The organism is Amycolatopsis sp. CA-126428, assembly GCF_002904335.1.
In the GTDB taxonomy this organism is placed as follows: Bacteria; Actinomycetota; Actinomycetes; order Mycobacteriales; family Pseudonocardiaceae; genus Amycolatopsis.
This window is the reverse complement of sequence record NZ_PPHF01000030.1, coordinates 471,295-496,204: the sequence shown is the minus strand read 5'-3', so window position 1 is coordinate 496,204 and position 24,910 is coordinate 471,295. Positions and strand designations below refer to the sequence as shown.

24 protein-coding genes are annotated in these 24,910 nt (G+C 72.3%); 16 read left to right on the top strand and 8 right to left on the bottom strand.

What is annotated here, in order from left to right:
• Positions 1-16: 16 nt before the first annotated feature.
• Positions 17-1,099 (bottom strand): redox-regulated ATPase YchF, encoded by a 1,083-nt coding sequence (gene ychF, locus C2L58_RS09025; RefSeq protein ID WP_103337064.1) that lies wholly within the window; start codon positions 1,097-1,099, stop codon positions 17-19.
• Between the two features lie 102 nt (positions 1,100-1,201).
• Here ychF and C2L58_RS09020 point away from each other — a divergent pair, with 102 nt between their 5' ends.
• Entirely contained in the window at positions 1,202-2,602 is a 1,401-nt protein-coding gene (locus tag C2L58_RS09020; protein ID WP_103337063.1) for a DNA-3-methyladenine glycosylase 2 family protein, read from the top strand.
• Between the two features lie 76 nt (positions 2,603-2,678).
• Here the strand turns inward: C2L58_RS09020 and C2L58_RS09015 are convergent, their stop codons facing one another.
• Entirely contained in the window at positions 2,679-5,630 is a 2,952-nt protein-coding gene (locus tag C2L58_RS09015; RefSeq protein WP_103337062.1) for an AAA family ATPase, read from the bottom strand.
• The gene (locus tag C2L58_RS09010) at positions 5,627-6,778 is read right to left on the bottom strand and encodes an exonuclease SbcCD subunit D (RefSeq protein ID WP_199191171.1); all 1,152 of its coding nucleotides are present in this window, start codon (positions 6,776-6,778) and stop codon (positions 5,627-5,629) included. The genes C2L58_RS09015 and C2L58_RS09010 overlap by 4 nt, the downstream gene beginning before the upstream one ends.
• Positions 6,779-6,996: 218 nt before the next feature.
• Between C2L58_RS09010 and C2L58_RS09005 the strand changes: the two genes are divergently transcribed.
• Both C2L58_RS09005 and C2L58_RS08995 read left to right on the top strand, forming a co-directional pair.
• Complete coding sequence (locus C2L58_RS09005; RefSeq protein WP_103337060.1) at positions 6,997-7,911, top strand: DNA recombination protein RmuC; 915 nt, start codon at positions 6,997-6,999, stop codon at positions 7,909-7,911.
• 605 nt (positions 7,912-8,516) lie between these two features.
• Entirely contained in the window at positions 8,517-9,440 is a 924-nt protein-coding gene (locus C2L58_RS08995) for a DUF6542 domain-containing protein (RefSeq protein ID WP_199191170.1), read from the top strand.
• A gap of 213 nt (positions 9,441-9,653) precedes the next feature.
• On the opposite strand, the gene C2L58_RS08990 is transcribed toward C2L58_RS08995, so the two are convergent.
• Positions 9,654-10,649 (bottom strand): 4-hydroxy-3-methylbut-2-enyl diphosphate reductase, encoded by a 996-nt coding sequence (locus tag C2L58_RS08990; protein WP_199191169.1) that lies wholly within the window; start codon positions 10,647-10,649, stop codon positions 9,654-9,656.
• A 141-nt stretch (positions 10,650-10,790) separates the two neighbouring features.
• Here C2L58_RS08990 and C2L58_RS08985 point away from each other — a divergent pair, with 141 nt between their 5' ends.
• The 6 genes from C2L58_RS08985 to C2L58_RS08960 all read left to right on the top strand — a co-directional run bounded on the left by C2L58_RS08985 (position 10,791) and on the right by C2L58_RS08960 (position 15,302).
• A complete protein-coding gene (locus tag C2L58_RS08985; RefSeq protein WP_103337058.1) occupies positions 10,791-11,543 on the top strand; it encodes a lipid droplet-associated protein in 753 nt (250 codons plus the stop codon).
• Entirely contained in the window at positions 11,540-12,787 is a 1,248-nt protein-coding gene (gene xseA, locus C2L58_RS08980; protein ID WP_103337057.1) for an exodeoxyribonuclease VII large subunit, read from the top strand. Before C2L58_RS08985 ends, xseA begins: the two co-directional genes overlap by 4 nt.
• Positions 12,784-13,188, top strand: a complete 405-nt coding sequence (locus tag C2L58_RS08975; protein WP_103337056.1) for a hypothetical protein — start codon at positions 12,784-12,786, stop codon at positions 13,186-13,188. The genes xseA and C2L58_RS08975 overlap by 4 nt, the downstream gene beginning before the upstream one ends.
• Positions 13,185-13,406 (top strand): exodeoxyribonuclease VII small subunit, encoded by a 222-nt coding sequence (locus C2L58_RS08970; RefSeq protein WP_103337055.1) that lies wholly within the window; start codon positions 13,185-13,187, stop codon positions 13,404-13,406. Before C2L58_RS08975 ends, C2L58_RS08970 begins: the two co-directional genes overlap by 4 nt.
• Before the next feature lie 85 nt (positions 13,407-13,491).
• Positions 13,492-14,541 (top strand): class II fructose-bisphosphatase, encoded by a 1,050-nt coding sequence (gene glpX / locus C2L58_RS08965; protein ID WP_199191168.1) that lies wholly within the window; start codon positions 13,492-13,494, stop codon positions 14,539-14,541.
• 8 nt (positions 14,542-14,549) lie between these two features.
• Positions 14,550-15,302, top strand: a complete 753-nt coding sequence (locus C2L58_RS08960) for a S1 family peptidase (RefSeq protein WP_233225630.1) — start codon at positions 14,550-14,552, stop codon at positions 15,300-15,302.
• Between the two features lies 1 nt (position 15,303).
• Here C2L58_RS08960 and C2L58_RS08955 read toward each other — a convergent pair whose 3' ends face one another.
• Positions 15,304-16,293 (bottom strand): NAD(P)/FAD-dependent oxidoreductase, encoded by a 990-nt coding sequence (locus C2L58_RS08955; RefSeq protein WP_103337053.1) that lies wholly within the window; start codon positions 16,291-16,293, stop codon positions 15,304-15,306.
• A 119-nt stretch (positions 16,294-16,412) separates the two neighbouring features.
• Here C2L58_RS08955 and C2L58_RS08950 point away from each other — a divergent pair, with 119 nt between their 5' ends.
• From C2L58_RS08950 to C2L58_RS08925, 6 genes are all read left to right on the top strand, one after another.
• Positions 16,413-16,994: a hypothetical protein gene (locus C2L58_RS08950; RefSeq protein ID WP_103337052.1), complete on the top strand. Its 582-nt coding sequence runs from the start codon at positions 16,413-16,415 to the stop codon at positions 16,992-16,994.
• A gap of 27 nt (positions 16,995-17,021) precedes the next feature.
• Positions 17,022-18,419, top strand: a complete 1,398-nt coding sequence (locus C2L58_RS08945; protein ID WP_103337051.1) for a class II fumarate hydratase — start codon at positions 17,022-17,024, stop codon at positions 18,417-18,419.
• Positions 18,419-19,270 (top strand): helix-turn-helix domain-containing protein, encoded by an 852-nt coding sequence (locus C2L58_RS08940; protein ID WP_199191167.1) that lies wholly within the window; start codon positions 18,419-18,421, stop codon positions 19,268-19,270. The genes C2L58_RS08945 and C2L58_RS08940 overlap by 1 nt, the downstream gene beginning before the upstream one ends.
• 45 nt (positions 19,271-19,315) lie before the next feature.
• Positions 19,316-20,848 (top strand): ATP-dependent DNA ligase, encoded by a 1,533-nt coding sequence (locus C2L58_RS08935; protein WP_103337050.1) that lies wholly within the window; start codon positions 19,316-19,318, stop codon positions 20,846-20,848.
• A gap of 130 nt (positions 20,849-20,978) precedes the next feature.
• Positions 20,979-21,419, top strand: coding sequence for a hypothetical protein (locus C2L58_RS08930; RefSeq protein ID WP_103337049.1), 441 nt, complete (start codon positions 20,979-20,981; stop codon positions 21,417-21,419).
• An 82-nt stretch (positions 21,420-21,501) separates the two neighbouring features.
• Entirely contained in the window at positions 21,502-22,116 is a 615-nt protein-coding gene (locus tag C2L58_RS08925; RefSeq protein WP_103337048.1) for a Pr6Pr family membrane protein, read from the top strand.
• Here the strand turns inward: C2L58_RS08925 and C2L58_RS08920 are convergent.
• Positions 22,113-23,321 (bottom strand): NADH:flavin oxidoreductase/NADH oxidase family protein, encoded by a 1,209-nt coding sequence (locus C2L58_RS08920; protein WP_103337047.1) that lies wholly within the window; start codon positions 23,319-23,321, stop codon positions 22,113-22,115. The two genes, C2L58_RS08925 and C2L58_RS08920, sit on opposite strands and share 4 nt — an antisense overlap.
• Before the next feature lie 97 nt (positions 23,322-23,418).
• Between C2L58_RS08920 and C2L58_RS08915 the strand changes: the two genes are divergently transcribed.
• Positions 23,419-24,042 (top strand): MBL fold metallo-hydrolase, encoded by a 624-nt coding sequence (locus C2L58_RS08915; protein WP_103337046.1) that lies wholly within the window; start codon positions 23,419-23,421, stop codon positions 24,040-24,042.
• Here the strand turns inward: C2L58_RS08915 and C2L58_RS49770 are convergent.
• On the bottom strand, positions 24,039-24,407 hold the full coding sequence (locus C2L58_RS49770; protein WP_199191166.1) for a hypothetical protein: 369 nt from the start codon (positions 24,405-24,407) through the stop codon (positions 24,039-24,041). The genes C2L58_RS08915 and C2L58_RS49770 overlap by 4 nt on opposite strands.
• On the bottom strand, positions 24,401-24,868 hold the full coding sequence (locus C2L58_RS08905; RefSeq protein ID WP_103337045.1) for a DUF309 domain-containing protein: 468 nt from the start codon (positions 24,866-24,868) through the stop codon (positions 24,401-24,403). The genes C2L58_RS49770 and C2L58_RS08905 overlap by 7 nt, the downstream gene beginning before the upstream one ends.
• Positions 24,869-24,910: the final 42 nt, after the last annotated feature.

The window sequence follows — 24,910 nt, the reverse complement described above, 5'->3', positions numbered from 1 at the left end:
AGTAGTTGACGCTCACTCAGACGTTGAAGCGGAACTCGACCACGTCGCCGTCGGCCATGACGTAGTCCTTGCCCTCCATGCGGACCTTGCCCGCCGCCCGGGCGGCCGCCATCGAACCCGCCGCCATCAGGTCGTCGTAGGAGACGATCTCCGCCTTGATGAAGCCGCGCTCGAAGTCCGTGTGGATCACGCCCGCCGCCTGCGGGGCCGTTGCGCCCTGCGGGATCGTCCACGCCCGGGACTCCTTCGGGCCCGCCGTCAGGTACGTCTGCAGGCCGAGGGTGTGGAAACCCGCGCGGGCCAGGGAGTACAGCCCCGGCTCCGGCTGGCCGACCGACTCGAGCAGCTCGCGGACCGACTCCTCGTCGTCCAGCTCCAGCAGCTCCGCCTCGACCTTCGCGTCGAGGAACACCGCGTCCGCCGGCGCGACCAGCTTGGTGAGCTCCTCGCGGCGGGCTTCGTCGGTGAGCACCGGCTCGTCGGCGTTGAAGACGTACAGGAACGGCTTCGTCGTGAGCAGGCTCAGTTCGCGCAGCGCGTCGAAGTCGACTTCCTTCTGCGCCTGGAAGAGCGTGCGCCCGGCGTCGAGGATCTCCTTCGCCTTCTGGGCGTTGTCCAGCGCGGGCTTGTTCTCCTTCTTCGTCCGCGCTTCCTTCTCCAGCCGCGGCAGCGCCTTGTCGAGGGTCTGCAGGTCGGCGAGGATCAGCTCGGTGTTGATCGTCTCGATGTCGCTCGACGGGTCGATCCGGCCGTCGACGTGCACCACGTCGGGGTCGTCGAACACGCGGATGACCTGGCAGATCGCGTTGGCCTCACGGATGTTCGCCAAGAACTTGTTGCCCAGCCCAGCGCCCTCGGACGCGCCCTTCACGATGCCTGCGATGTCTACAAAGGACACCACGGCCGGGACGATCTTCTCCGACTTGTGCAGCTCGGCCAGCTTGTCCAGCCGGGGGTCCGGCAGCGGCACAACCCCGACGTTCGGCTCGATCGTCGCGAACGGGTAGTTCGCGGCGAGCACGTTGTTACGGGTCAGCGCGTTGAACAGGGTGGACTTGCCGACGTTGGGCAGGCCGACGATACCGAGGGTGAGGCTCACGACCCCGCAGTCTACGTGGCTGCCCCGCCCACGCCCCACGCACCCAACGCCGTGGCGGATTTCCGCCAGCGACCGCGCTGACCTGCTGGCATGCTCGGATCAATGGTCACCGAAACGCTCTCACTCTGGCGCGACGCCGAACGCTGCTACCGCGTGGTCACCGCCCGCGACCCGCGCTTCGACGGCCAGTTCATCATGGCCGTCCGCACCACCGGCATCTACTGCCGCCCGTCGTGCCCGGCGTCGACGCCGAAGGTGCAGAACGTCCGCTTCTTCCCGACGTCGGCGGCCGCGCAGGCCAACGGCTTCCGCGCCTGCCGCCGCTGCCTGCCCGACGCCGTGCCCGGCTCGCCGGACTGGAACGTGCGCGCCGACCTGGCCGCGCGGGCGATGCGCCTGATCTCCGACGGGACCGTCGAGCGCGAAGGCGTTCCCGGCCTCGCGCGGCGGCTCGGCTACTCGGAACGTCAACTCGGCCGGGTGCTCACCGCCGAGCTGGGCGCGGGCCCGCTGGCCCTGGCCCGGGCGCACCGCGCGCACTCGGCGCGGCTGCTCATCGAGCTGTCCGAGCTGCCGCTGACCGACGTCGCCTTCGCGGCGGGCTTCTCCAGCGTGCGGCAGTTCAACGAGACGATCCGCGAGGTGTTCGCCACGACGCCTTCGCAGCTTCGTGCCTTCGCGGCTTCACGACGTGGCCGGCAAAGCGACGTGACCGGGACCCGGCTCAGCCTGCGGCTGCCGTTCCGGCCGCCCTTCGACGCTTCGGGGTTGCTTCGCTTCTTCGCGGACAACGCGGTGCCGGGCGTCGAGGAAGTCACGTCGGAGACCTACGCGCGGACCCTGCGGCTCGCCCACGGCACCGGAGTCGTGCGATTGACGCCTGCGCCGGACCACGTGCGCTGCGAACTGATGCTCACCGACCTGCGCGATCTCGGCAGCGCGGTCAGCCGGGTGCGCCGGCTGCTCGACCTCGACGCCGACCCCGCGGCGGTCGCCCGCGTCCTCGGCGCCGATCCGGCGTTGGCCCCGGTGGTCGCGGCCGTGCCGGGGATCCGGGTGCCGGGCGCCGTCGACGGCGAGGAACTGCTGCTCCGCGCCCTGCTGCGCGAGGTGCCTCCGGGCGAGGAGGTGCCGGGCGAGTGGGGCGTCCGCAGGCTCTTCCCGACCGCGGCCCGGATCGCGACGGCCGGCCTCGGCGAAACCGTCACCGGCGTGGCCGCCGCCCTGGCCGAAGGACGCCTGGAGGTCCACGTCGGCCGGGAGGCGGCCGAACTGCGCGCGGAACTGCTGGGCTGCCCCGGGGTCGACGCGTCGACGGCGGACTACGTGCTGATGCGCGTCCTCGGCGCTCCGGACGTCCTGCTCACCGGCGACCCCGAGGTCCGGCGCGGCGCCGAAGCACTGGGCATCGCACCGGACTCCCTGCCGGAGCGGGCGCGCGCGTGGACGCCGTGGTGTTCCTACGCCGGGATGTACCTCCGGCGCGCGGCCCTGGCCGTCTAGCCCTGTTCGCCCGGCCACAGGACGGCCTGGGCGACGATGACCTGCTCGCCGTCGTGGGTCCATCTTGGCCGGGTGATCAGCCCGCGCGCACCTCCAACGTCGAGCCGGTGCGGGACTTCCGGACCCGCAACCGCGTCGGGATGCGCTGCCGCAGCTCCTCGACGTGGGACACGAGCCCGACCACCCGCCCGCCGGCGCGCAGCTCGTCGAGGATGTTCATCACGACGTCGAGGGTTTCGGCGTCCAGCGTGCCGAACCCCTCGTCGACGAACAGCGTGTCCAGCAGCGCGCCACCGGCCTCCCCCGCGACGACGTCCGCCAGCCCCAGCGCGAGGGCCAGCGACGCGAGGAACGACTCGCCACCGGACAGGGTCTTCGCCGGGCGGATCGTGCCCGAATAGTCGTCCAGCACGTCGATGCCGAGCCCGCCGCGGGTGCCGCGCGCGCCGGCCGCGTCCGAGTGCACGAACGAGTACCGGCCCTGGCTCATCGTGCGCAGCCGGTGCGTGGCGGCGACCGCGACTTCTTCGAGCCGCGCCGCCAGCACGTACGACCGCAGCGACATCTTGCGGCTGTTCTGCCCGCGCCCGTTGACGACCTCCGAGAGGGCCCTCAGCTCCGCGTACTCCGCTTCGGCCGGCGCGAGGCCGGCCAGCGCCGCGCGCAGCAGGCCGGCCAGCCGGGTCAGCTCCTCGTGCTGCGCGGTGGCCGCCCGAAGCGCCGCGTACGCGGAGTCGGCGCGCGCCCGGGCCAGCTGGGCCGCGTCGGCCGCGCGCGCCACGTCCGCGACGTCGTCCGGCGAGATCCCGAACAGGTCCGGCTCGGCCAGCAGCGCCCGCGCGCCCGCGGCGGCCGCCTCGGCCTCGGCGATGCCCTGCTCCAGCTTCTCGATCTGCTCGTCCGGCAGCATCGCGGCGCGCGCCTTCTTCAGCGAGGGGAATCCCTTGGCCGCGACCGCCGCGTCGACCAGCGCTCGCTGCTGGGTGACGCGTTCCCGGGCACCGGCGACCGCTGTGCGCGCCTCCGCGACGGCCTCCAGGGCCTCGGCGAGCCCGAGGAGGTGCGTCCGCCGCGCGCCGACGTCCGCGAATTCGCCCCGGCCGGCGACCAGGCGGCGCTCCCGCTCGGCCAGCCGCTCCTCCAGGGCGCGGACGTCGGTCGTGGCTTCGGTCGCCGCCTGTTCGGCTCGGCGAAGGCGCTCGGTGCGCGCTTCCAGGTCCCGCTCCAGCAGGACGACCTGGTGCCCCAGCTTGGCCTTGGCGGCCGCCTGCCCGGTCAGCGCGGCGACGGTGGCGCGGGCGTCCGCCAGCTCGGCGGTGATCGACTCGGCCGTGCGCCCGGCCAGCCGCTCGACCAGCCCGGCCAGCCGCGCCTTCGCCTCTTCCAGCGCGACGACCACCCGCTGCCGCACCGCGTCCGCCGCCTGCTCGGCTTCCTCGGCCGCGCGTTCCTCCGCCGGGTCGACCAGCTCGACGTCCCGGCTCGCCTTCGCCGGGTGCTCGGCCGACCCGCACACCGGGCACGGCGCACCGTCCGGCAACGCGGCGGCCAGCTCGGCCGCCATGCCGTCGAGCCGTCGCTCCCGCAGGTCGAGCCGGCGCTGCCGGGCCGCCTGGTGCGCGTCGACGACTTCGCGCAGCTTCGCCTCACCCCGGCCGACCTTCGCCTGCGCCTCGGGGAGTTCAGCCGCATCGCGGGCGAAGGCGCGCAGCTCGTCCACCTTCGCTTTGGCGCCGTCGAGCTTGGCTTCGGCTTCGGCGGCTTCGAGGGCGTCCGCCCGCAGTTTCGTCAGCTGGCCGGGGATCGCGGCGAGCTCGGTGGTCAGCGCCTCGACCTGCTCGCGGGCCGTGACCGCGGCGAGCTTCCGGTCGTCCCGCCGCATGACGTCGAGCTCTTGCTGCTCGGCCTCCGCGACCAGTTCCGCGACCGCGCCCGCCTCTTCGCGCGCGGTGGCCGCCCGCGCCTTCAGGTCGCCGGTCGCCCGGGTGCCGAACTCCCGCAGCCGGGCACCGCGGGCCTTCTCCGCCTGCTCGGCTTCGGTCAGTTCGGCGGCCCGCCGATCCAGCAGGTCGGCCTCCACGGCAACCCCGGCGGCCCGCCGCGCGGCCGCGACCTCCTGCGCCCACTCGGCCCGCTGCGGCGCCTGTTCGGTGATCTCGAGCAGCCGCAGGTGCGCGGTGCGGACCCGGCGGATCTTTTCCGCGCCCGCGCGTTCTTCCTGCAGGTAGACGTCCGCCCGCTGCGCGGCCGAGCGCGCCCGCTCCTCCTCGGCCGTCACCTGGCCGACTCGCGCCCGCGATTCGGTGAGCACGACGTCGACCCACTCGGCCACGTCCGTCTCGGGTGGCTCCTGCTGGGCCTCCTGCGCGTACCGGGCGAGCAGCTCCCGCACGTCCCGCTGCCGCGCCTCCAGCTCCCGGCCGCGTTCGGCGCGCAGGTCGGCGAACCAGCGTTCGACGTCGGCGAAGCGCTCGGTGCCGAACAGCCGCTCCAGGAGCTTCTCGCGCTCGGCGGTGTCCGAACGCAGGAAGCGGGCGAACTCGCCCTGCGGCAGCAGCACCACCTGGAAGAACTGGGCCGCGGTCATCCCGAGCAGGCGCTCGACGGTGCGCGCGACCTCTTCGATCCGGATCAGGCCCTCCGGCGCCAGGCCGGCGGGCGCGGTGCCGACCCAGCTCAGCGACACCCGCGCCTGCTGGGTGGTCGTGCCCTCGCCGCGCCGCTTCGGCCGCTGGTACTCCGGGTTGCGCACGATCTTCAGCCGGTGGCCCTGCACGGTGAGCTCCAGCGCGACCTCGGTGACCTGGTCGCGCTCGGCGAGGTCGCACCGCAGCCGCTTCGCCTCGTTGCGGGCGCCGGGGACCACGCCGAACAGCGCGAACGCGATCGCGTCGAGCAGCGTCGTCTTGCCCGCGCCGGTTTCGCCGTGCAGGAGGAAGAGACCGTCGGCGCCGAGCACGTCGAAGTCGACCACTTCGCGTGCGCAGTACGGCCCGAAGGCTTCGACCTCCAGCCTGTGCAGCCTCATTTCGCGAGGGCCCCCCGGTCGGCCGCTTCCAGGGCCCGGAACAGGAGTTGTTCTTCGCGCTCGCTCGGCGGGGCGCCGCGGCAGTCGTCGAGGAAGCTGCGCGAGACCTCGATGTCGGACCGGCCGCGGACGGCGTCGGAGTAGCGCAGCGGGGCGCCGGCGTGCCCGCCCGCCGGCTCCCACTCCAGGTGCACGGCGTACCGGAACCGCTCGCGCAGCCGCCGCATCGCGTCGACCGGGCGCACCCGGTCGCTGACCGTGACCGACAGGAAGTGGTCGAGGTAGGCGTCGTGCGCCGGGTCCAGCAGGAGGTCTTCGAGCTCGCCGGTGAGCGTGGCGAGTGCTCTCGGCACGGGCAGCTCGTGGCGCCGGACCTCGGCGAGGCCGGTTTGATCGACGTCGACCAGCCAGACCGATTTGCGTTGGCGGGCCTCGGAAAACGAGTACGCCAGCGGGCTGCCGGAGTACCGCAGGTGCTCGGCGAGCGTTTGCGGGCCGTGGAGGTGGCCGAGCGCCACGTAGTCGACGCCGTCGAAGACCGAGCCGGGCACCTGTTCGACGCCGCCGACCGCGATGGTTCGTTCGCTGTCGGTCGGCTCGCCGCCGGTCACGAACGCGTGCGCGAGCACGACGGACCGGACGCCCGGCCGGGATTCGAGGTCCGCGCGGATCCGGCGCATGGCTTCGGTGAGCACGCCGGTGTGCCCGCGCGCGTCCGGTACGCCCAGCGCGTGACGCGCCGGTTCCGGCTCCAGGTAAGGGATTCCGTAGACGGCGACCGGGCCGTGGCCGTCGTCGAGCAGCACCGGTTCGGCCAGCCCGGCGACGGTGGTGCGGAGGTGGAGGCCGCCCGCCGCGGCGAACTCCGCGAAGGCGCCGAGGCGGGGCGCCGAGTCGTGGTTTCCGGGCGTGACGACCAGTTGCGCGCCGGCCGCGCGGATCCGGGCGACGGCTTTCGTCGCCACCCGCACGGCTTCGGCGGAGGGGACCGCGCGGTCGTAGACGTCGCCTGCCACCAGGACGGCGTCGATCGCCTCGCCGGCCACGAGGTCGGCGAGGTGCCCGAGCACCGCTTCCTGTTCCGCCAGCAGGTCGGCGCCGTGGAACGTGCGGCCGATGTGCCAGTCGGAGGTGTGCAGGAATCTCACGGGCGCCAACGGTACGACCCGGCTCCGACGAAATCGCGCAGGCACGCCGCCCACTCACTCGAACGTGTGTACTAACACGAGCGGGCAAGATCGGACACGCCCCGCCCGGAATCGATGTGTTCGCAGGTCAGCTACCCAGAGCGACGGATCGGGTGCGTTTTTTGTCGGTGCGGTCCGCCATGATGTCTGCGAGCCCGGAGCTCGGAGGGAGAGACGAAGTGGCGACAGTGCTGACCACCGCGGCGATCGTGCTCGCGGTCCTGCTGCTGTTCGCCGTCGCGGTGCTGTGGCGGCTGTACCAGGACGGGATGCGCCGGGCGGACGCGGCGGCCCGGCTGGTGGCGGCCGAGCGGGCCAAGGCGGACCAGCAGCAGCTCGCGCTGCGGCGCTACGAGGTCGCGTTCGCGTCGATCAGCGGCCGGGGCGAGCTGGGCGAGCAGGTGCTGGTCGAGACGGCGCGCGCGCTGGGGCTGCGCGAAGACCTGCACTTCACCCTGCAGACGGACCTGGGCGGCGGCGGCTCGGCGAAGCCGGACATGGTGCTGCGGGTGGGCGGCGACCGCACGGTCCCGGTGGACGCGAAGGCGAGCATGGCGACGTGGTCCGAGGCAGTGGAGACGGACGACCCGGACGAGCGGATGGACGCGTTGCGCGCGCACGTGCGGCAGATCCGGTCCCGCGCGGCGGACCTGGCGGGCAAGGGCTACCAGCGCTGGGCGGACGCGATCTACGGCACGATCATGTTCGTCCCGTCCGACGCGGCGGTGGTCGCGGCGCTGGACAGTGACCCGGAGCTGCTGCGCTGGCTGATCGACCGGCGGGTGTTCCTGTGCGGCCCCACGGGCTTCGGGGTGCTGGCCTCGGCGGCGTTGTTCGCGGCGAGCGACCGCACGCTGGAGGCGGACGTGGAGCAGGTCCGAGCCGGAGCGGCGGCGGCCCACCGCGCGGCGGGCGGCGCGGTGGAGGCACTGAACCTGTCGAGCACGCACCTGCAGCGGTTCCTGTCGGCCCGCCGACGGGAGCTGGAGGCACTGGAGACGTTCCGGGCCACGGTGGCACCCCTCACCGACGCATCGGGCAGCCCGGCGCCCGTCCCGACGGTCCGGAAGGGAGACGAGCTGGCAGCCAGCTGAACGCGGTCGCGCTCGCACTCGCTCGGGCTCGGGCTCGCAAGTACCCAGAGGGTCGGCCCGCGCACCTCAACGGTCGGCCCGCGCACCCAGGGAGTCGGCCTGCGTACCTGGAGGGTCGGCCCGCGTACCTGGGGAGTCGGCCTGCGTACCTGGAGGGGCGGGTCGCGCAGCCGGGGGGTCGGCCGGTGACCGACCGTCCAGGTACGCCAGCCGACTGTCTGGGTACGCGAACCGACCGTCTGGGTACGCCAGCCGACTGTGGGGGTACGTGAGCCGACCCGTCCGGGTACGAAGACACCGGGCGTGAGCTGCGCGGGTCGAGTGCGGGCACAGGCGTCTGAGCTGGGGTAACCGTGAGTGCGAGCCGGGGTTCGGCCGCCGACGGGGGCTGCGGCAAGCGCTTTCGAGTGAGCGCGGGCTGAGCGACCCTCCGAGCGCAGGTTGTCCTCGACGTCTCTCACGGAGGACCCTGGCGAGAGCGGGCCGCCCGGTTCGCTCCACCGCCGCTACCCGGCGCCACCGGATCGTGCCCGCAGGTGGCTGTCGGCCCACGTCGGCGGCGGTGCTGGCAAGATCTTCACAACCACGAGATACGGTGTTGCCCTGTGACCGCGATTCGCGATCGCCAGAGCGATCCAGATGCCGACGACGTCCCCGTTGCGTGGGATGAGCGTCCTGTCGTCGGTTCGAGGCGCGGACTGCCTTGGTGGGCGGCGGTCCTGATCGGCCTCGGCCTGGCGGTCGTGGGCGCCCTCCTGGGCAAGCCGAGCCAGACGAACATCCCCGTGATCTTCATCGTCTGCTACATCGCCGGGGCCGTGATCGCGGTCTGCGCGGTGCGGCGGCGGGGACTGTTCGGGCCGATGGTGATGCCGCCGCTCGTGCTGGCCATCACCGTGCCCAGTGTGATCCTGCTGACCTCGGGGTCGACGGCCGGGGCGCAGGGCGACGACATGCTGTCGAAGGCGTTGAACATCGGCACGCCGCTGATCAACAGCTTCCCCATGATGGCGATCACCACCGGCATCACGCTGCTGATCGGCTTCGTCCGGATCTTCCGCGAGCGCGACCCGGACGCCCCCAAGAAAACCAAAAAGCCCGACCGCCGGGCCGACGAGGACGACGAGAAGCCCGCCCCGCGCGCCGCGACCGGTGGGCGGCCGCGGCCGCCCGGCTCGAACCGGACCGGGCAGACCCCGGTCCCGGCCGGCGCTCGGCGCGGCCGGGACGGCGAACCGCCGCGACGCCCTCGCCCGCCCGCCGACGGCGAACGCCGGACTCCTCGCGCTCCCGCCGAACGCGACCCGGGCACCCGCGGCACGCGCAAGCCGCCCCCTGCGAATCGGCGCACGCCCCGTCCGGAAGAGGGCGACCCGCGCCGGCGCGAGCCGCGCGGCGGGGACGCTGCTCCACGACGGCGTCCGCGCCCGCCGGAGGACGGCCGCGAAACCCCGCCGCCGCGCCGCCCGTCCGGTGGGCGGAACGCTCCGCCGCGCCGGAACCGGCCCTGGGACGAAGAAGAACGCTGACGAACGAACGGCGGTCACCTCTCGCGAGCGCGAGGTGACCGCCGTTTCGCGTGCGCCCAAAGGCATCACGGGTGATCAGAGGGACATCACGCGTGGTCGGGAGGGCATTACGTGTGATCAAAGGGGCATCACGTGTGATTGGAGGGGCATCACGCGTGATTGGCGGGACGACACGGCAGCGAGCCGCAAGCGTGGCTCGCCGCCGGAGCAGGGTCAGACCTTCCGGAGTTCCTTGGGCGGCGCGAACGTGATCTTCTCGTTGGCCGTCGTGACCTCGTCGACGTCGCCGTAGCCGCGCTCGGCCAGCCAGTCCAGCAGCTCCATGACCAGCACGTCCGGCACCGACGCACCCGAGGTCACGCCCACCGTCGTCACGCCGGAAAGCCACGCTTCGTCGACCTCGTGCGCGAAGTCGACCAGGTACGACGCCCGGGCCCCCGCCTTCAGGGCGACCTCGACCAGGCGCTTCGAGTTGGACGAGTTCGTCGACCCGACCACCAGCACCAGGTCGCACTCGGCGGCCATCGCCTTGACCGCGACCTGGCGGTTCGTCGTCGCGTAACAGATGTCGTCGCTCGGCGGATCCAGCAGGTTCGGGAAGCGCTCGCGGAGCTGGTCGACGCGCTCCATCGTCTCGTCGACCGACAGCGTCGTCTGGGACAGCCAGATCACCTTCGAGGGGTCGCGCACCTCGACCTTGTCGACGTCCTCGGCCTTGTCGACCAGCTGGACCTTGTCCGGCGCCTCGCCGGCCGTGCCCTCGACCTCTTCGTGGCCTTCGTGGCCGATCAGCAGGATGTCGTAGTCGTCGTTCGCGAAGCGGTTGACCTCCTTGTGCACCTTCGTCACCAGGGGGCAGGTCGCGTCGATCGTGCGCAGGTTCCGCTCGGCCGCCTCCGCGTGCACCATCGGCGAGACGCCGTGGGCGGAGAACACCACGAGCGCGCCCTCGGGCACCTCGGACGTCTCGTCGACGAAGATCGCGCCGCGCTCGCGCAGCGTGTCGACCACGTGCCGGTTGTGCACGATCTCCTTGCGGACGTACACCGGCGCGCCGTAGACCTCGAGGGCCTTCTCGACGGCGATCACCGCGCGGTCGACGCCCGCGCAGTAACCACGGGGTTTGGCGAGCAGTACCCGCTTGCCGGAAGCGGTTCCGGTGATCGTCGGGGTACCCGCGGGCTCGATTCCGGGACTCGCTGCACTCATGCCCCCAGGGTACGGGCAGCCCCGAGACGGACTCGAAGTCCCTTTCGGGTGAGCTTCGTCCCCCTGCCGGGTTGTGCCGCAGGTCACGCGCTGCGCCCGTCCGGTTGGGCAGGAGGGACACTCATGCGGCAGGCTGGACCCATGAAGCCATTCCCGCTCCCCCTCCGGGTCGCCGCGGGCCTCGCCGTCTCCACCGCCGAGCGGGTTCGCGAACTTCCCCGGCAGCTGGCCGGGCTCCCGGTGACCGTGGTCAGCCAGGTGCTGCAGGCATCCATGCGGGTGCAGCAGCACGTCACCGAGCTGGCGATCAAGGGCGACAGCGCCCTGTCGAGCCTGCGCCCGATCGAAGACACGCCGAGCTGGGCGACGTTCGACGAAGACGCCGAGCCCGACGTCCCGCCCGCGCGGCCGAACCTCACCCCGGTCGCCGAAGTGCCCGAACCGCGTTCGGAGATCAACGGCCGCGTGCCGTCGGCCGCCGAGCTCGAAGCGGAGCTCGGCGATCCGTGGGCCGAGGAGGAACGCGCGCTCGCCGAGGACCACGAAGACGGCGAGAACGACAGCGAAGCCGCCGAAGCCGAACCGCCGAAGAAGCCCAAGCCCGGTACGCCCAAGGTCGACAAGAAGACCAAGAGCGAAACGCCGCGGACGAGCGCCGCGGGGTACGAGGGCCCGGCCGGGCTGACCGGCTACGACCAGCTCACCCTCCCCCAGCTGCGAGCCCGGCTGCGCCAGTTCTCGATCGAGCAGCTCGAGACCATCCTCGAGTACGAGCGCACCCACGCCGACCGCTCGTCGTTCACCGGCATGCTGTCCCGCCGGATCGCCAACGCCCGCAAGGCGGACCGGGCCAAGGAAGCCGAAGACGACGGCGACGGCGCGGAAGGCCGGTGAGCACCGAGTCCGCACCGGCTCCCACGAGTACCGCGGAATCGCCGTGGCCGGTCCGGACCGTCGCCCGCAAGATCGGCGACTGGATCCACCGGCTCGGCACCGTCTGGGTCGAGGGCCAGGTCACCCAGGTCAGTTCCCGGCCCAACACCCAGACCGCGTTCCTGACCCTGCGTGACCCTTCGGCGGACGTCTCGATGTCCGTCACCTGCCCGAACTGGCTGATCCGCGAGATGGAGCCGCCGCTGCGGGAGGGCTCGAGCGTCGTCGTGCACGCGAAGCCGTCGTACTTCTTCGGCCGCGGCACGATCAGCCTGCGCGCCGACCAGATCCGCGCGGTCGGCATCGGTGAGCTGCTGGCCCGGATCGAACGGCTGAAGAAGCTGCTGACCGCCGAAGGCCTCTTCTCGGCCCAGCGCAAGCGGCCGATCCCGTTCCTGCCGAAGGGCGTCGGGCTGATCACCGGCCGCGCGTCGGCGGCCGAGCGGGACGTCCTGGCCAACGCGCAGGGGCGGTGGCCGCACGTCCGGATCAAGGTGCTCAACACGGCCGTCCAGGGCTCGCAGGCGGTGCCGCAGGTCATGCGCGCGCTGCGGATCTTCGACGCGGATCCCGGCATCGACGTCATCGTCATCGCCCGCGGCGGCGGCAGCGTCGAGGACCTGCTGCCGTTCTCCGACGAAGCGCTCTGCCGCGCGGTGTCGGCCACGGGCACGCCGGTGGTCAGCGCCATCGGGCACGAACCGGACACCCCGCTGCTCGACTACGTCGCCGACCTGCGCTGTTCGACGCCGACCGACGCCGGCAAGCGGATCGTCCCGGACCTGCGCGAGGAGACCGAACGCGTCCGGCAGATGCGTGACCGCGGCCGCCGCGCGCTGCACGGCTGGGTCGACACCCAGGCGCGGCTGCTCAACCAGATCCGCAGCCGCCCGGCCCTGGCCGACCCGCTGGGCCCGGTCCAGCGGCGGCAGGACGACGTCGACGTCCACCGCGAACGCGCCCGCCGCGCCATGCTGAGCCTGCTCGCCAAGGACCAGGCCGAGGTCGCGAACGCGCGGGCCCGGCTCACCGCGCTCGGGCCGGCGGCGACGCTGGCCCGCGGGTACGCGGTCGTGCAGTTCGTCGACGCCGAAGGCAACCTCCAGGTACTCCGCTCCGTCTCCGAAGTCGAGGCCGGTGCCCAGCTGCGCGTGCGGGTGGGCGACGGCGCGATCAAGGCGGTGACGGAAGGAGAGCAGGGGTGAAGGTGACGTTCCTCCCGCTCACCGTGGACGCGGCCAGGAAGCTCGGCGCGCGGCCGCTCCTGGACCAGGCGGTGCGCACCGACCGGGCCGCCGCCGAGTGCTGGACGGCCCTGCTCGCCGGCTGCGGCACCGCCGCCCGCCGCGACCTGGGCCCGCAGCTGCGGCGGCTGTCCGAGGCGACGTCGATGCAGGTCGGCTCGCGCTGGTGGTTCGCCGACGGCGCGGGGCACCGGCGGCGGGTGGCCGGGGCGCAGGAGAACCTCGAAGAGGCGATCGCGGAGGGTGACGGGCAGGAGTTCGCGCTGGCGTTCGTCGGGTACGACCACGCGATGGCCAGCGCGGTAGTGTGCGCGAACAGCGCCCACCCGTCAGCCCGGAAGGTCGGAGAACACCGAGCGTGAGTGAGACACCCAGCGAGGAACTCGGCTACGAGCAGGCCCGCGACCACCTCGTCGAGGTCGTCCGCGAGCTCGAGGCCGGTGGGCTCTCCCTCGAGCAGTCGCTCGCGTTGTGGGAGAAGGGCGAGAAGCTCGCGAAGGTCTGTGAGCGCCATCTCGAAGGCGCTCGCGAGCGCATCGAGGCTGCCCTGGCGTCCGTGGAGGACGACTCCGAGCAGTGAGGTAGGCCATGCCCTCGGTATCTGGAAACACGGCGGGTATCTGACAGACTGGCTACCCGCCAGTTCCACGATCCGGGAGGCACAGATGCCCGCCGCAGACAGTCGTCGTGAAGCGCCCGACCGCAACCTCGCGATGGAGCTGGTCCGGGTCACCGAAGCCGCCGCGATGGCCGCCGGTCGCTGGGTCGGCCGCGGCGACAAGATCGGCGGCGACGGCGCGGCCGTCGACGCGATGCGCCAGCTCGTCTCGACGGTGTCGATGCGCGGGGTCGTGGTGATCGGCGAGGGCGAGAAGGACGAAGCGCCCATGCTGTTCAACGGCGAAGAGGTCGGCAACGGCGACGGGCCGGACTGCGACGTCGCGGTCGACCCGGTCGACGGCACCACGCTGATGGCCAAGGGCATGCCGAACGCCCTCGCCGTGCTCGCGGTCGCCGAGCGCGGCGCGATGTTCGACCCGTCCGCGGTGTTCTACATGGAGAAGCTGGCCGTCGGGCCGGACGCGGCCGGCAAGGTCGAGCTCGGCGCCCCGATCGCGGAGAACATCCGCCGCGTCGCCAAGGCGAAGCACAGCAGCGTCAGCGACGTCACCGTGTGCATCCTCGACCGCCCGCGGCACGAGCAGATCATCAAGGAGGTCCGCGAGGCCGGCGCGCGGATCCGGTTCATCTCCGACGGCGACGTCGCGGGCGCGATCGCCGCGGCCCGCCCGACCACCGGCGTCGACATGCTGCTCGGCATCGGCGGCACCCCCGAGGGCATCATCGCGGCCTGCGCGATGAAGTGCCTCGGCGGCGAGCTGCAGGGCCGGCTGTGGCCGAAGGACGACGCCGAGCGCGAGAAGGCCCTCGCCGCCGGGCACGACCTCGACCGCGTGCTGCTGAACGACGACCTCGTGCGCGGCGACAACGTCTTCTTCTGCGCCACCGGTGTCACCGACGGCGACCTGCTGCGCGGCGTCCACTACCGCGAGGGCGGGGCGACGACGCAGTCCATCGTGATGCGGTCCAAGTCCGGGACCGTCAGAATGATCGACGGCTACCACCGGCTGAACAAGCTGCGGGCGTACTCCTCGGTCAACTTCGACGGCCACCTGGACGCGCCCGACGACGACGTCGTGCCCCCGCTGCCTTAAGGAGTTCCGTGACCAGGCGACTGCCGGCCCTGCTGGTCCTGATCCTCGCCGTCCTGGTCCCCGGCACGGCCGCGGCCGCCCCCGCCATCGTCGGGGGCGTCGCCGCGGACCAGCCGTACCCGTTCACGGTCTCGCTGCACACCTCGTCGGGCAAGCTGTTCTGCGGGGGCGCGCTGATCGCGCCCACCTGGGTGGTCACGGCCGCGCACTGCGCGTACGGCAAGACCCCGGCCGACATCTCGCCGCGGACCGGCACGAACGACGTGGGGCAGGGCGGCGAGGTCGCCCAGCTCGCCGGGATCGTCGTGAACCCGGCGTTCAACACCCAGAGCCCGGCGGGCGACATCGCGCTGCTGCGGCTGGCGGCGCCGGTCACGACCGCGCCGATCGGGCTCGCGACGGCCGCGTCGCCGGGCACCGCGACCCGGATCGTCGGCTGGGGCCAGACCTGCCCGAAGCTGAACTGCGGCGGCCTCCCGACGACGTTGCAGCAGCTCGACACGAAGATCGTCGAAGGCACCAAGTGCACTGCGGGGTTCGACGGCACGGCCGAGCTGTGCACCGACAACCCGGGCGGCAAGTCCGGGGCGTGCTTCGGCGACTCCGGCGGCCCGGAGATCGTGCGCGACGGCGACCACTGGCTGCTCGCCGGCGTCACCAGCCGCCCGGGCAACAACGACCCGGAATGCGCGACGGCGCCGTCGATCTACACCTCCGTCGTCGCCTACGCGCCCTGGATCGCCGAGAAGACCAAGGCCTGAGCTACTCGGCGTTGCTCGAGTGGCCCGGGAACAGGTGGGCGTCCGGGTCGAGCGCGACGGCGATGTTGTTGACGGCCGTCGCGGCCTCCCCGAAGCCGGTCGCGATCAGCTTCACCTTCCCCGGGTACGCGGCGACGTCGCCCGCGGCGTAGACGCGCGGACGCGCTGTCGCCATGGTCGAGTCGACGGCGATGGCGCGGTGGTCGATCTCCAGGCCCCAGCTCTCGATCGGGCCGAGGTCCGCGGTGAAGCCCAGCGCGGCGACGACGGCGTTGGCCGGGAGCCGTTCGTCGCCGGCGCCCTTGATCGAGACGTCGACGGCTTCGAGTGCGCCGTCGGGTGCTTCGACGAACCGCGTGACTTCGGCGTCGGTGATGATCCGGGTGCCGAGCTCACGCGCCTGCCGGACGATCGACTCGGCGGCGCGGAACTTCGCGCGGCGGTGCACCAGCGTCACGCTCGCCGCGACCGGGTGCAGCGCGAGGATCCAGTCGAACGCCGAGTCGCCGCCGCCGACGACCACGACGTGCTGCCCCGCGTGCACCTGCAGCGAGGGGACGAAGTGCACCATGCCGCGGCCGAGCCAGCCGTCGCCGGCCGGCAGCGGGCGCGGGGTGAACTCGCCGATGCCCGCGGTGATCAGCACCGCGCGGGCGTGCAGCGTCTCGCCGCCGTCGAGGGTCAGCACGACGCCGTCCCCGGCCGGCTCCAGCTTTTCGGCCTTGCGCCCCAGCAGGTACTTCGGCTTGAACGGCGCGGCCTGCTTCACCAGGCCCTCGACCAGATCGCGGCCGCGGATCTCGGCGAACCCGCCGACGTCGTAGATCATCTTCTCCGGGTACATCGCGGTCACCTGGCCGCCGGGCTCGGGCAGCGAATCGACCACCGCCATCGAAAGGCCGCGGAACCCGGCGTAGTAGGCGCCGTACAGGCCCGTCGGGCCCGCGCCGATGATGACGAGGTCGTAGGAATCCCCAGTAACGTCAGTCATGCTCGCTCCAGCCAGTGGTGGATGGCGGTGATCGAGAACACACCCGATCCTAGCGGGATCGGAGTTCACTCGACGGGGTGCGACACCGGCGGCCGGACGACCGGCGCCCACCGTGGGGGGTGCGGCGGACACTGCTGAGCGCGACCGCGGCGGCCGCGGTGCTGCTCGGCTGGCTCGTTTTCGCGGTGTGGCTCGGGTTGCCGTCCGCCGAGCCGGTGGGTTTCGTTCCGTTCGTCATCGCCGCTTTCGCGGCCCTCATCGGGTTCGGCCGCCGGCTGGCCCGGACGGGCCTGCTGCTCGCGCTGCTCGGGCTGCTGCCGGTGCTGGCCGCGGTGCAGGGCGGCTGGACCGCGGCCGGCGACGAAATCCTGCTTGCGCGGGGAAAGCCGGTCGAAGTGCTGGTGACCGCGGAGTCCGTGCACCGGCTGAGATGCGGCCCCGCCTACACCTACGACGTGCGGAACCCGGACGGGAGCCCGGATTCGCTCGATCCGGGCACCGGCACGCGGCTGGTGGTCGGCGGTCGCGTGGCCGTCGTCGAGGACCCGGACGGGCTCGTCGCGACGCAGCTCGCCGGACGGCAGGACCCGGCCGTGCCCCTGGTGTTCGCGGGCCTGGGCGGTGCGGGCCTGGTGGCGGCGATCGTCGTCGTCGCGGTGCTCGGCGAACGCCGCAGGGTGCGCAACGCCACCCCGCGGTGATTCGCGAACAGGTCCAGAATCGGTGTCATGGCTGATCAGGAATACCGGATCGAACACGACACCATGGGCGAGGTCCGCGTGCCGGCCGACGCGCTCTACCGCGCGCAGACCCAGCGGGCCGTGGAGAACTTCCCCATCTCCGGCCGGGGCCTGGAGCGCGCCCAGATCCGCGCGCTCGGCCTGCTCAAGGCCGCCGCCGCGCGCGTGAACCTCAAGCTGGGCGTGCTCGACGCCGACATCGCGGAGGCCATCGCGGCCGCCGCCGACGAGGTCGCCGACGGCGCCCACGACGCGCACTTCCCGATCGACGTCTTCCAGACCGGGTCGGGGACGTCGTCGAACATGAACGCCAACGAGGTCATCGCGACGCTCGCCTCCCGCGCCCTCGGCCGGGACGTCCACCCGAACGACCACGTCAACGCGTCGCAGTCGTCGAACGACACGTTCCCGACGACCATCCACGTGGCCGCGACCGAAGCCGTGCTCAAGGACGTCATCCCGGCCCTGGAGTACCTCGCCGGGGCCATCGAGGTGCGCGCCGCGGAGTGGGCCGACGTGGTGAAGTCCGGCCGGACGCATCTGATGGACGCGGTACCGATCACGCTCGGCCAGGAGGCGGGCGCGTGGGCGTCCCAGGTCCGCTTCGGCGTCGAACGGCTGAAGTCGGGCCTGCCGCGGCTGGGCGAGCTGCCGATCGGCGGCACGGCCGTCGGGTCGGGGCTGAACGCGCCGGACGGCTTCGGCTCGTCGGTCGCCGCGGAACTCGCCACGGTGACCGGGCTGCCGCTGACCGAGGCCCGCGACCACTTCGAGGCGCAGGCGACGCAGGACAGCGTCGTCGAGACGTCCGGGCACCTGCGCACGGTCGCCGTGTCGCTCAACAAGATCGCCAACGACCTGCGCTGGCTGGGGTCCGGTCCGCGCACCGGGCTGGCCGAGCTGGCGCTGCCGGACCTGCAGCCGGGCTCGTCGATCATGCCGGGCAAGGTGAACCCGGTGATCCCGGAGGCGACGCTGCAGGTGGTCGCGCAGGTGATCGGCAACGACGCGGCCGTCGCTTTCGCGGGTGCGGCGGGCAATTTCCAGCTGAACGTCAACCTGCCCGTGATCGCCCGGAACGTCCTCGAATCGGCGCGGCTGCTCGCGGCCGTTTCGCGGCTGCTGGCGGACAAGGTGTTCGCCGGTATCACGGTGAACGCGGAACGCACGCGGACCTACGCCGAAGGTTCGCCGTCGATCGTGACGCCGTTGAACAAGTACATTGGCTACGAGGCAGCGGCCGCGGTCGCGAAGCAGGCGTTGAAGGAGCTGAAGACGATCCGCGACGTCGTCATCGAGCGCGGGTACGTGCGGGACGGCAAGCTCACCGAGGAGCAGCTCGACGAGGCGCTCGACGTGCTGCGCATGGCCCGCGGCGGCCACTGATGAGTGACGCCGCCGAGCTGGGCGCCTTCCTGAAGGCGCGCCGCGCCGCCTTGGACCCCGCCGACCTCGGCCTCCCGTCCGGGGTCACCCAGCGGCGGGTCAAGGGCCTGCGCCGCGAGGAGCTGGCGCAGCTGGCCGGCATCAGCGTCGACTACTACACGCGGCTGGAGCAGGGGCGCGGGAAGAACGTCTCGGACGCGATCCTCGGCGCGCTGGCCCGCGCGCTGCGCCTCGACGCCGGCGAGGAGTCCTACCTGCGCAACCTCGCCGCGCCGAAGCGCCGGGAGAAGAGCGCGCCGCAGCGGGTCCGGCCCGAGCTGCAGCACCTGCTCGACGCCGTCCAGGCGCCCGCGTTCGTCTTCGGCCGCTACCTGGACGTGCTGGCCTGGAACGCCCTGGGCGGCGCTGTCTCGTTCGACTTCGGCCGGCTCGAAGAGCTCAGCATGCCGAAGCTCGTCTTCACCGACGAACGCGCGAAGCAGCTGCACCCGGAGTGGGACGAGGTGTGCCGGGACGTCGTCGCCAACCTGCGCGCCGAGAGCGGCAAGCACCCCGATGACCCGCACTTCCACCGGCTGGCCGGCGAGCTTTCGCTGGCGAGCGAGCGGTTCCGGGAGCTGTGGGCCGAGCACGCGGTCCAGGAGAAGGCCCGCGGCTGGAAGCTGATCATGAACCCCGTCGTCGGGGAGTTGCGGCTGCGGTACGAGACGCTGCGGCTGCCCGACGACCCGGACCAGGGCCTGGTGATCTACCACGCCGAACCCGGGTCGGCGAGCGAGCGCGCGCTCGGCTTGCTGGCCAGCTGGATCGCCGAGGCCCCGTTGACCAGGACAAACGCTCGCCCGAACTGACAGTGCCGACTAGAAACTGTCGGTGGTCCGGGTCATGATGTCCGGGTGCTGCTGAGCGAGTTGGTCCGCGCGTCCGCCGAACTGGCGGCGACCAGGTCCAGGAAGGCGAAGATCGCCCTCCTGGCCGAAGTGCTGCGCGCGGCGGAGATCGCCGAGCTGCCCACGGTGATCGCGTACCTCACCGGGCAGACGGCGCAGGACAGGCTGGGTGCGGGCTGGCGCACCCTGGCCGGGCTGGGCGCGGGCTCCGCCGCCGAACCGGTGGCCTCGGTGCTGGAGGTGGACGCGGCGCTGACCGCGGCGGCCGGGGTCGCGGCGGGCACGGGTTCGTCGACGCGCCGGCAGGAAGTGCTGCGGGCGTTGTTCGAACGGCTGACGAAGGACGAGCAGCAGTTCCTGTTCCGGCTGGTCACCGGGGAACTGCGGCAGGGCGCGCTGGAGGGGGTGATGGTCGATGCCATCGCCGCCGCGGCCGAGGTGCCGGCCGAGGACGTGCGGCGCGCCTTCATGCTGTCCGGGAAGCTCGGCGTCACCGGGGTCGCGGCGATGACCGGCGGGCCGGGTGCGCTGGCGGAGTTCCGGCTCACCCTCGGCACGCCGATCAAGCCGATGCTGGCGTCCCCGGCGGAGTCGCTGGACGAGGCCGTCGCCGAGCACGCCGAGGCGATCGTCGAGTACAAAATGGACGGTGCGCGGATCCAGGTGCACCGCCAGGGCGACGAGGTGCACGTCTGGACGCGGACGCTGCGCGAGATCACCGGGAGCGTGCAGGAGCTGGTGGACCTCGTGCGGGCGCTGCCGTGCGAGTCGGTGGTGCTCGACGGCGAGACGCTGGCGCTGACCGACGCCGGGCGGCCGCGGCCGTTCCAGGACACGATGAGCCGGTTCGGCAGCACCCGCGAGGAGCAGGTCAAGGCGCTGCTGCTGCGGCCGTACTTCTTCGACTGCCTGCACCTCGACGGCGTCGACCTGCTGGACGCGCCGCTGTCGGAGCGCAACGCGGCGCTGCGCAAGGTCGCCGGGGCGCACGTGATCCCCGGCGAAGTGGGCACTTCGCGGGCCGCTTCGGTCCTGGAGGCGGCGATGGAAGCGGGCCACGAAGGGGTGATGGTCAAGGACCTGGCCGCGCCGTACGCGGCCGGGCGGCGCGGGCGGGCGTGGCTGAAGGTCAAGCCGGTGCACACGATCGACCTGGTGGTGCTCGCGGCGGAGTGGGGTCACGGCCGGCGCACCGGCACGCTGTCCAACCTGCACCTGGGCGCGCGCGACCCGGACGGCGGCCCGCCGATCATGGTGGGCAAGACGTTCAAGGGCATGACCGACGAGCTGCTGGCGTGGCAGACCCGGACGTTCCAGGAGATCGAGACCCACCGCGACGACTGGACGGTGTACGTCCGGCCGGAGGTCGTGGTGGAGATCGAGCTGGACAGCGCGCAGGTGAGCACGCGCTACCCGGGTGGTCTGGCGCTGCGGTTCGCCCGGGTGGTCCGCTACCGCCCGGACAAGGACCCGGCCGACGCGGACACGATCGACACGGTCCGCGGCCTGCTGCACGGCGACCGCTCGGAAGGGAGCTGACAAAAGGACCGACGAAAGTCGCTTGTGTTGACGAGAATTTTCCCGACACGGTCCGACGGCGATGCTCCCTAGAGTGCGCTCCTTCACAGAGATCCCGCTCACTTCCCGAGCGGTCATGGAGGAGCACCCAGTGGTCAGCAAGGAACAGATGAAGGCGGCCATCCACGCCGCCTTCGACGGAGCCGTCGCCGACGGGGCGAGCTACACCAAGGTGTACGCCGCGGAGATCAGGCAGAAGAACTACCTGGTCTTCCGGACCACCTCGGTCGCCAACTTCGCCCTGGGCTTCAAGCCGGGGCAGACCGATCTCGTCCTCGTTCCGCTCGAGGAGAAGAACGGCACCGTCACGGCGGGCACGCCGCTGACGATCAACGACGCCAACCGGGCTTCGGTCAAGAAGCGCGACCTGCAGGGCCGGTTCGTCATCAAGACGACCGAGGGCCGGACGTTCCGGCTCAGCATCCTCCCGTCCGTGACGAAGCTCCTGGCCGCCGCCTACCAGCTGCCGGTCGAGCAGAAGGCGGAGTACGAGGCCTTCGTCGCGCTCCGGGACTCGCTGCTCGCGGCGTGACGACCGGCGCCCCGGTGCGGACGGCACCGGGGCGCACCCGGCGGTCCACGACTTATGTCCACAGTGGAGCTAAGCTCCGGCGATGCGCAGCGAGAAGTTCACCCGCGCCTGGTTCGCGGTCACCGCCGTGGTCGCCCTGGCCGGCCTCGTCACCCAGGTCGTCGCGACCGCGAGCGCCCCGGACGGGCGGGTCGCGAACCTGTTCTGCTTCTTCACGATCGACTCGAACCTGCTGGTCGTGCTCGCCTCGGCGCTGGTCGCGCTGGGCCGGTCCCGCGGGCGGCTGTTCACCGTCCTCTGGCTCGACGCGCTCGCCGGCATCATCGTGACCGGCATCGTCTACCAGGTCGCCCTGGCCGGCTTGTACGACCTGCGCGGTCTTTCGCTGTTCTCCGACACGATGCTGCACAAGGTGACGCCGGCCCTGTTCGTGCTCGGCTGGCTCCTGGCCGGCCCGCGCGGGGCCCTCACGTGGCGCACGGTCTGGTGGTCGCTGCTCTACCCGCTGGCCTGGCTCGCCTTCACGCTCCCGCGTGGCGCGGTCACCGGCTTCTACCCGTACCCGTTCGTCGACGCGGGCGCTCTCGGCTACGGTCAGGTCGCGCTGAACTGCGTCTTCATCGGCCTCTTCTTCACCGCGCTCGCGGCGGCCGCGCTCCTGTACGACCGCCGGTTCACGCGGCTCGATCCCGCCTAACCGCGGACGCGGCGGAAGGCGTTGATCCCGTCGGTGAGTCCGGCCTGCACCAGCGTCGGGAGCGCGCCGCGCCGGTCGACCGGCTTGCCCGCGGCGATCCGGTGCATCTGCCGGGTGTGCCACTGGATCTCCAGAAGGCTGTCGGCCAGCCGGATCCCGGTCTTGGGGCACAGCCGCTCGGCGCGGACGTCCTCGCCGGCGAGCAGCCGGGCGGGCAGGCCGGGGTCGGCGACCAGCGGGCGGCCGAGCCCGATCACGTCGACCTCGCCCGAGCGCAGCGCGTTGGCCATTCCGTCCGGTGACGCGAACCCGCCGGTGACCATCAGGGGAACGTCGGAGACTTCACGCGCTTTCGCCGCGTAGTCCAGGAAGTACGCTTCGCGGGCCTGGGTGCTCGCGCGCCCGGAGCCCATCATCGCGGCCTTCTCGTACGTGCCGCCGGAGACTTCCAGCAGGTCCAGCCCGGCCTCGCCGAGTTCGCGCACGACCTCCAGGGACTCGTCCTCGGTGAAGCCGCCGCGCTGGAAGTCCGCGCTGTTGAGCTTGACCGACACCGGCACGGCGTCGCCGACCGCTGCGCGCACCCGCCGGACCACCTCGAGCAGGAACCGGCGGCGGCGCACCGCGTCGCCGCCCCAGGCGTCGGTCCGCCGGTTCGTCAGCGGGGAGAGGAACTGCGAGACCAGGTAGCCGTGGGCGCCATGGATCTGCACGCCCGTGAAGCCCGCTTCGACGAACGTGCGCGCCGCGACGCCGAAGCGTTCGATGATCGCTTCGATCTCTTCGCCGGTCAGGGCCCGAGGGACGGCGAAGGCGGTACGGACGCCTCGATTGCCGAAGGGCACCACGGACGGCGCGACGGGCTGGCGCGAAAGGTACCGCGGGCTCTGCCGGCCGGGGTGGTTCAGCTGCACCCACAGCCGCGTGTCCGTGCCCTCGACCGCGCCGGCCCACGGCCGGTAGACCGCCGGATCCGGCGTCGCGGCCACGTTGCGCGGCTCGCCGAGCGCGGCGGGGTCGACCATGACGTTCCCGGTGATCAACGCGCCCGCGCCGCCGCGGGCCCAAGTCCGGTACAGCTGCGCGAGTTCGCGGGTGGGCGCGTTGCGGCGGTCGCCGAGCTGCTCGCTCAGCGCCGACTTCACCAGGCGGTTGGGCAGCACCGCGCCGCACCGCAGCTTCACCGGCTCCGCCAGGAGGGTCATCGCGCCACCTCTCGAACTTACTCACAGTAAGATGACTCGACGGTAGCATACCGCCGGTATGTCGTCGGCCGATCGAATGACCACTAGGGTCGGGCGCATGACGGCGATCGTGCAGAACCTGGTGACCTCCGGCGTCTTCCAGCTCGACGGGGGCAGCTGGGACGTCGACAACAACGTCTGGCTCGTGGGCGACGACGCGGAAGTGATCGTGATCGACGCGGCCCACGACGCGAAGGCGATCGAAAACGTCGTGGGCGACCGGAAACTGGCCGCGATCGTCTGCACCCACGCGCACAACGACCACGTCAACGCCGCCCCGGAACTCGCCGCCGCGACCGGCGCGCCGATCCTGCTGCACCCGGACGACCGGGTCGTCTGGAACCTGACCCACCCGGACCGCGCCCCGGACGGCGAACTGGCCGACGGTCAGGTGCTCACCATCGCCGGCACCGAGCTCCGCGTCATCCACACGCCGGGGCACGCGCCCGGCGCGGTGTGCCTGTACGCGGCGGAACTGGGCGTGGTGTTCACCGGCGACACGCTGTTCCACGGCGGCCCCGGCGCCACCGGCCGGTCCTATTCGGACTATCCCACGATCGTGCACTCCATCCGCGAGAAGCTGTTCGCGCTCCCGGAGGCGACAAAGGTCCACACCGGACACGGCGAGGGCACGACGATCGGCGCCGAGAAGGCGGCTTCGGACGGCTGGGACCAGCCTTAGGAGATGTGCTTCCGGGCGATGAGGGCGAACCCGCTCATCACGAGTAGCCCGTAGAACGCGCGCATGTCGGTGCGCGCGGTGTAGTACCCGTCCTCGAATTCGATCTCCCGCTGCGCGTTGCTCTCGTCCTGTTTCTCGTCGAGTTTCTCGAGCGACCTGCGGCGGTGGATCACGTTGATGTCGACGATGTGCTTGCGAGCGCGCGTGGCGGCCTCGATCAGCCCGGCGCAGCGGTCGGCGCGGTCCTGCCGCAGCTTCGCCCGCCGGGCCGCGTTGAGCTTCAGCGGCTCGACCAGCGCCCCCAGCGTCACCCCGGCCGGCGACGCCACCGCCGCGATGACCGCGACCCCGACGGTCGTCAGCACGTGAGCCGCGGCGGGCTCGGCGATACCCGGACTCGCTGCTTGGCTTCTTCCGCCAGCGCGAGGGCCCACTCCTGCAGCCCGGCGACGTCGATGCCGTGCGGCGGCTCGTCCCGGAACGGCTCGATGTTCGCCGCGCCGCGCTCGAGCAGCGACACCGCGCCCACGTTGTTGCCGCGTGCCGCGTGCGTCAGCCCGACGGCCAGCTGGGCGAGACCGCGCCAGAGTTCGCGGTCCGGCCCGTCAGTGGTCTTCCAGGCGTCCTCGAAGACCTCGTGCGCGTGGAACGGCTTGCCGTCGTCGAGCAGCCGCTGGGCCTCCGCAAGCGTTTGCGCCGGGCTGCGCGCGATGCCTTCGGGCTGGCGCTCGACGCCGTCGGCGCCGTACGGCAGCGGGCGGCCGAGGCCGTCACGCGGCCGTGCGTTGCGTGCCCGTCCCTCGTCGTCCCGGTCGCGGCGGCTCATACCCTGAGATCCTGCCACGGGCCCGGCAGGTAGTCTGGGGAC

Bases quoted from the DNA above. Each gene is read 5' to 3' on its own strand.
- C2L58_RS08955 (WP_103337053.1), bottom strand. From the start codon at position 16,293: ATGACTGACGTTACTGGGGATTCCTACGACCTCGTCATCATCGGCGCG.
- C2L58_RS08925 (WP_103337048.1), top strand. From the start codon at position 21,502: ATGCGCAGCGAGAAGTTCACCCGCGCCTGGTTCGCGGTCACCGCCGTG.
- C2L58_RS08940 (WP_199191167.1), top strand. From the start codon at position 18,419: ATGAGTGACGCCGCCGAGCTGGGCGCCTTCCTGAAGGCGCGCCGCGCC.
- C2L58_RS08985 (WP_103337058.1), top strand. From the start codon at position 10,791: ATGAAGCCATTCCCGCTCCCCCTCCGGGTCGCCGCGGGCCTCGCCGTC.
- C2L58_RS08945 (WP_103337051.1), top strand. From the start codon at position 17,022: ATGGCTGATCAGGAATACCGGATCGAACACGACACCATGGGCGAGGTC.
- C2L58_RS08990 (WP_199191169.1), bottom strand. From the start codon at position 10,649: ATGAGTGCAGCGAGTCCCGGAATCGAGCCCGCGGGTACCCCGACGATC.
- C2L58_RS08905 (WP_103337045.1), bottom strand. From the start codon at position 24,868: ATGAGCCGCCGCGACCGGGACGACGAGGGACGGGCACGCAACGCACGG.
- C2L58_RS08920 (WP_103337047.1), bottom strand. From the start codon at position 23,321: ATGACCCTCCTGGCGGAGCCGGTGAAGCTGCGGTGCGGCGCGGTGCTG.
- C2L58_RS08915 (WP_103337046.1), top strand. From the start codon at position 23,419: ATGACGGCGATCGTGCAGAACCTGGTGACCTCCGGCGTCTTCCAGCTC.
- C2L58_RS09020 (WP_103337063.1), top strand. From the start codon at position 1,202: ATGGTCACCGAAACGCTCTCACTCTGGCGCGACGCCGAACGCTGCTAC.
- C2L58_RS09015 (WP_103337062.1), bottom strand. From the start codon at position 5,630: ATGAGGCTGCACAGGCTGGAGGTCGAAGCCTTCGGGCCGTACTGCGCA.
- glpX (WP_199191168.1), top strand. From the start codon at position 13,492: ATGCCCGCCGCAGACAGTCGTCGTGAAGCGCCCGACCGCAACCTCGCG.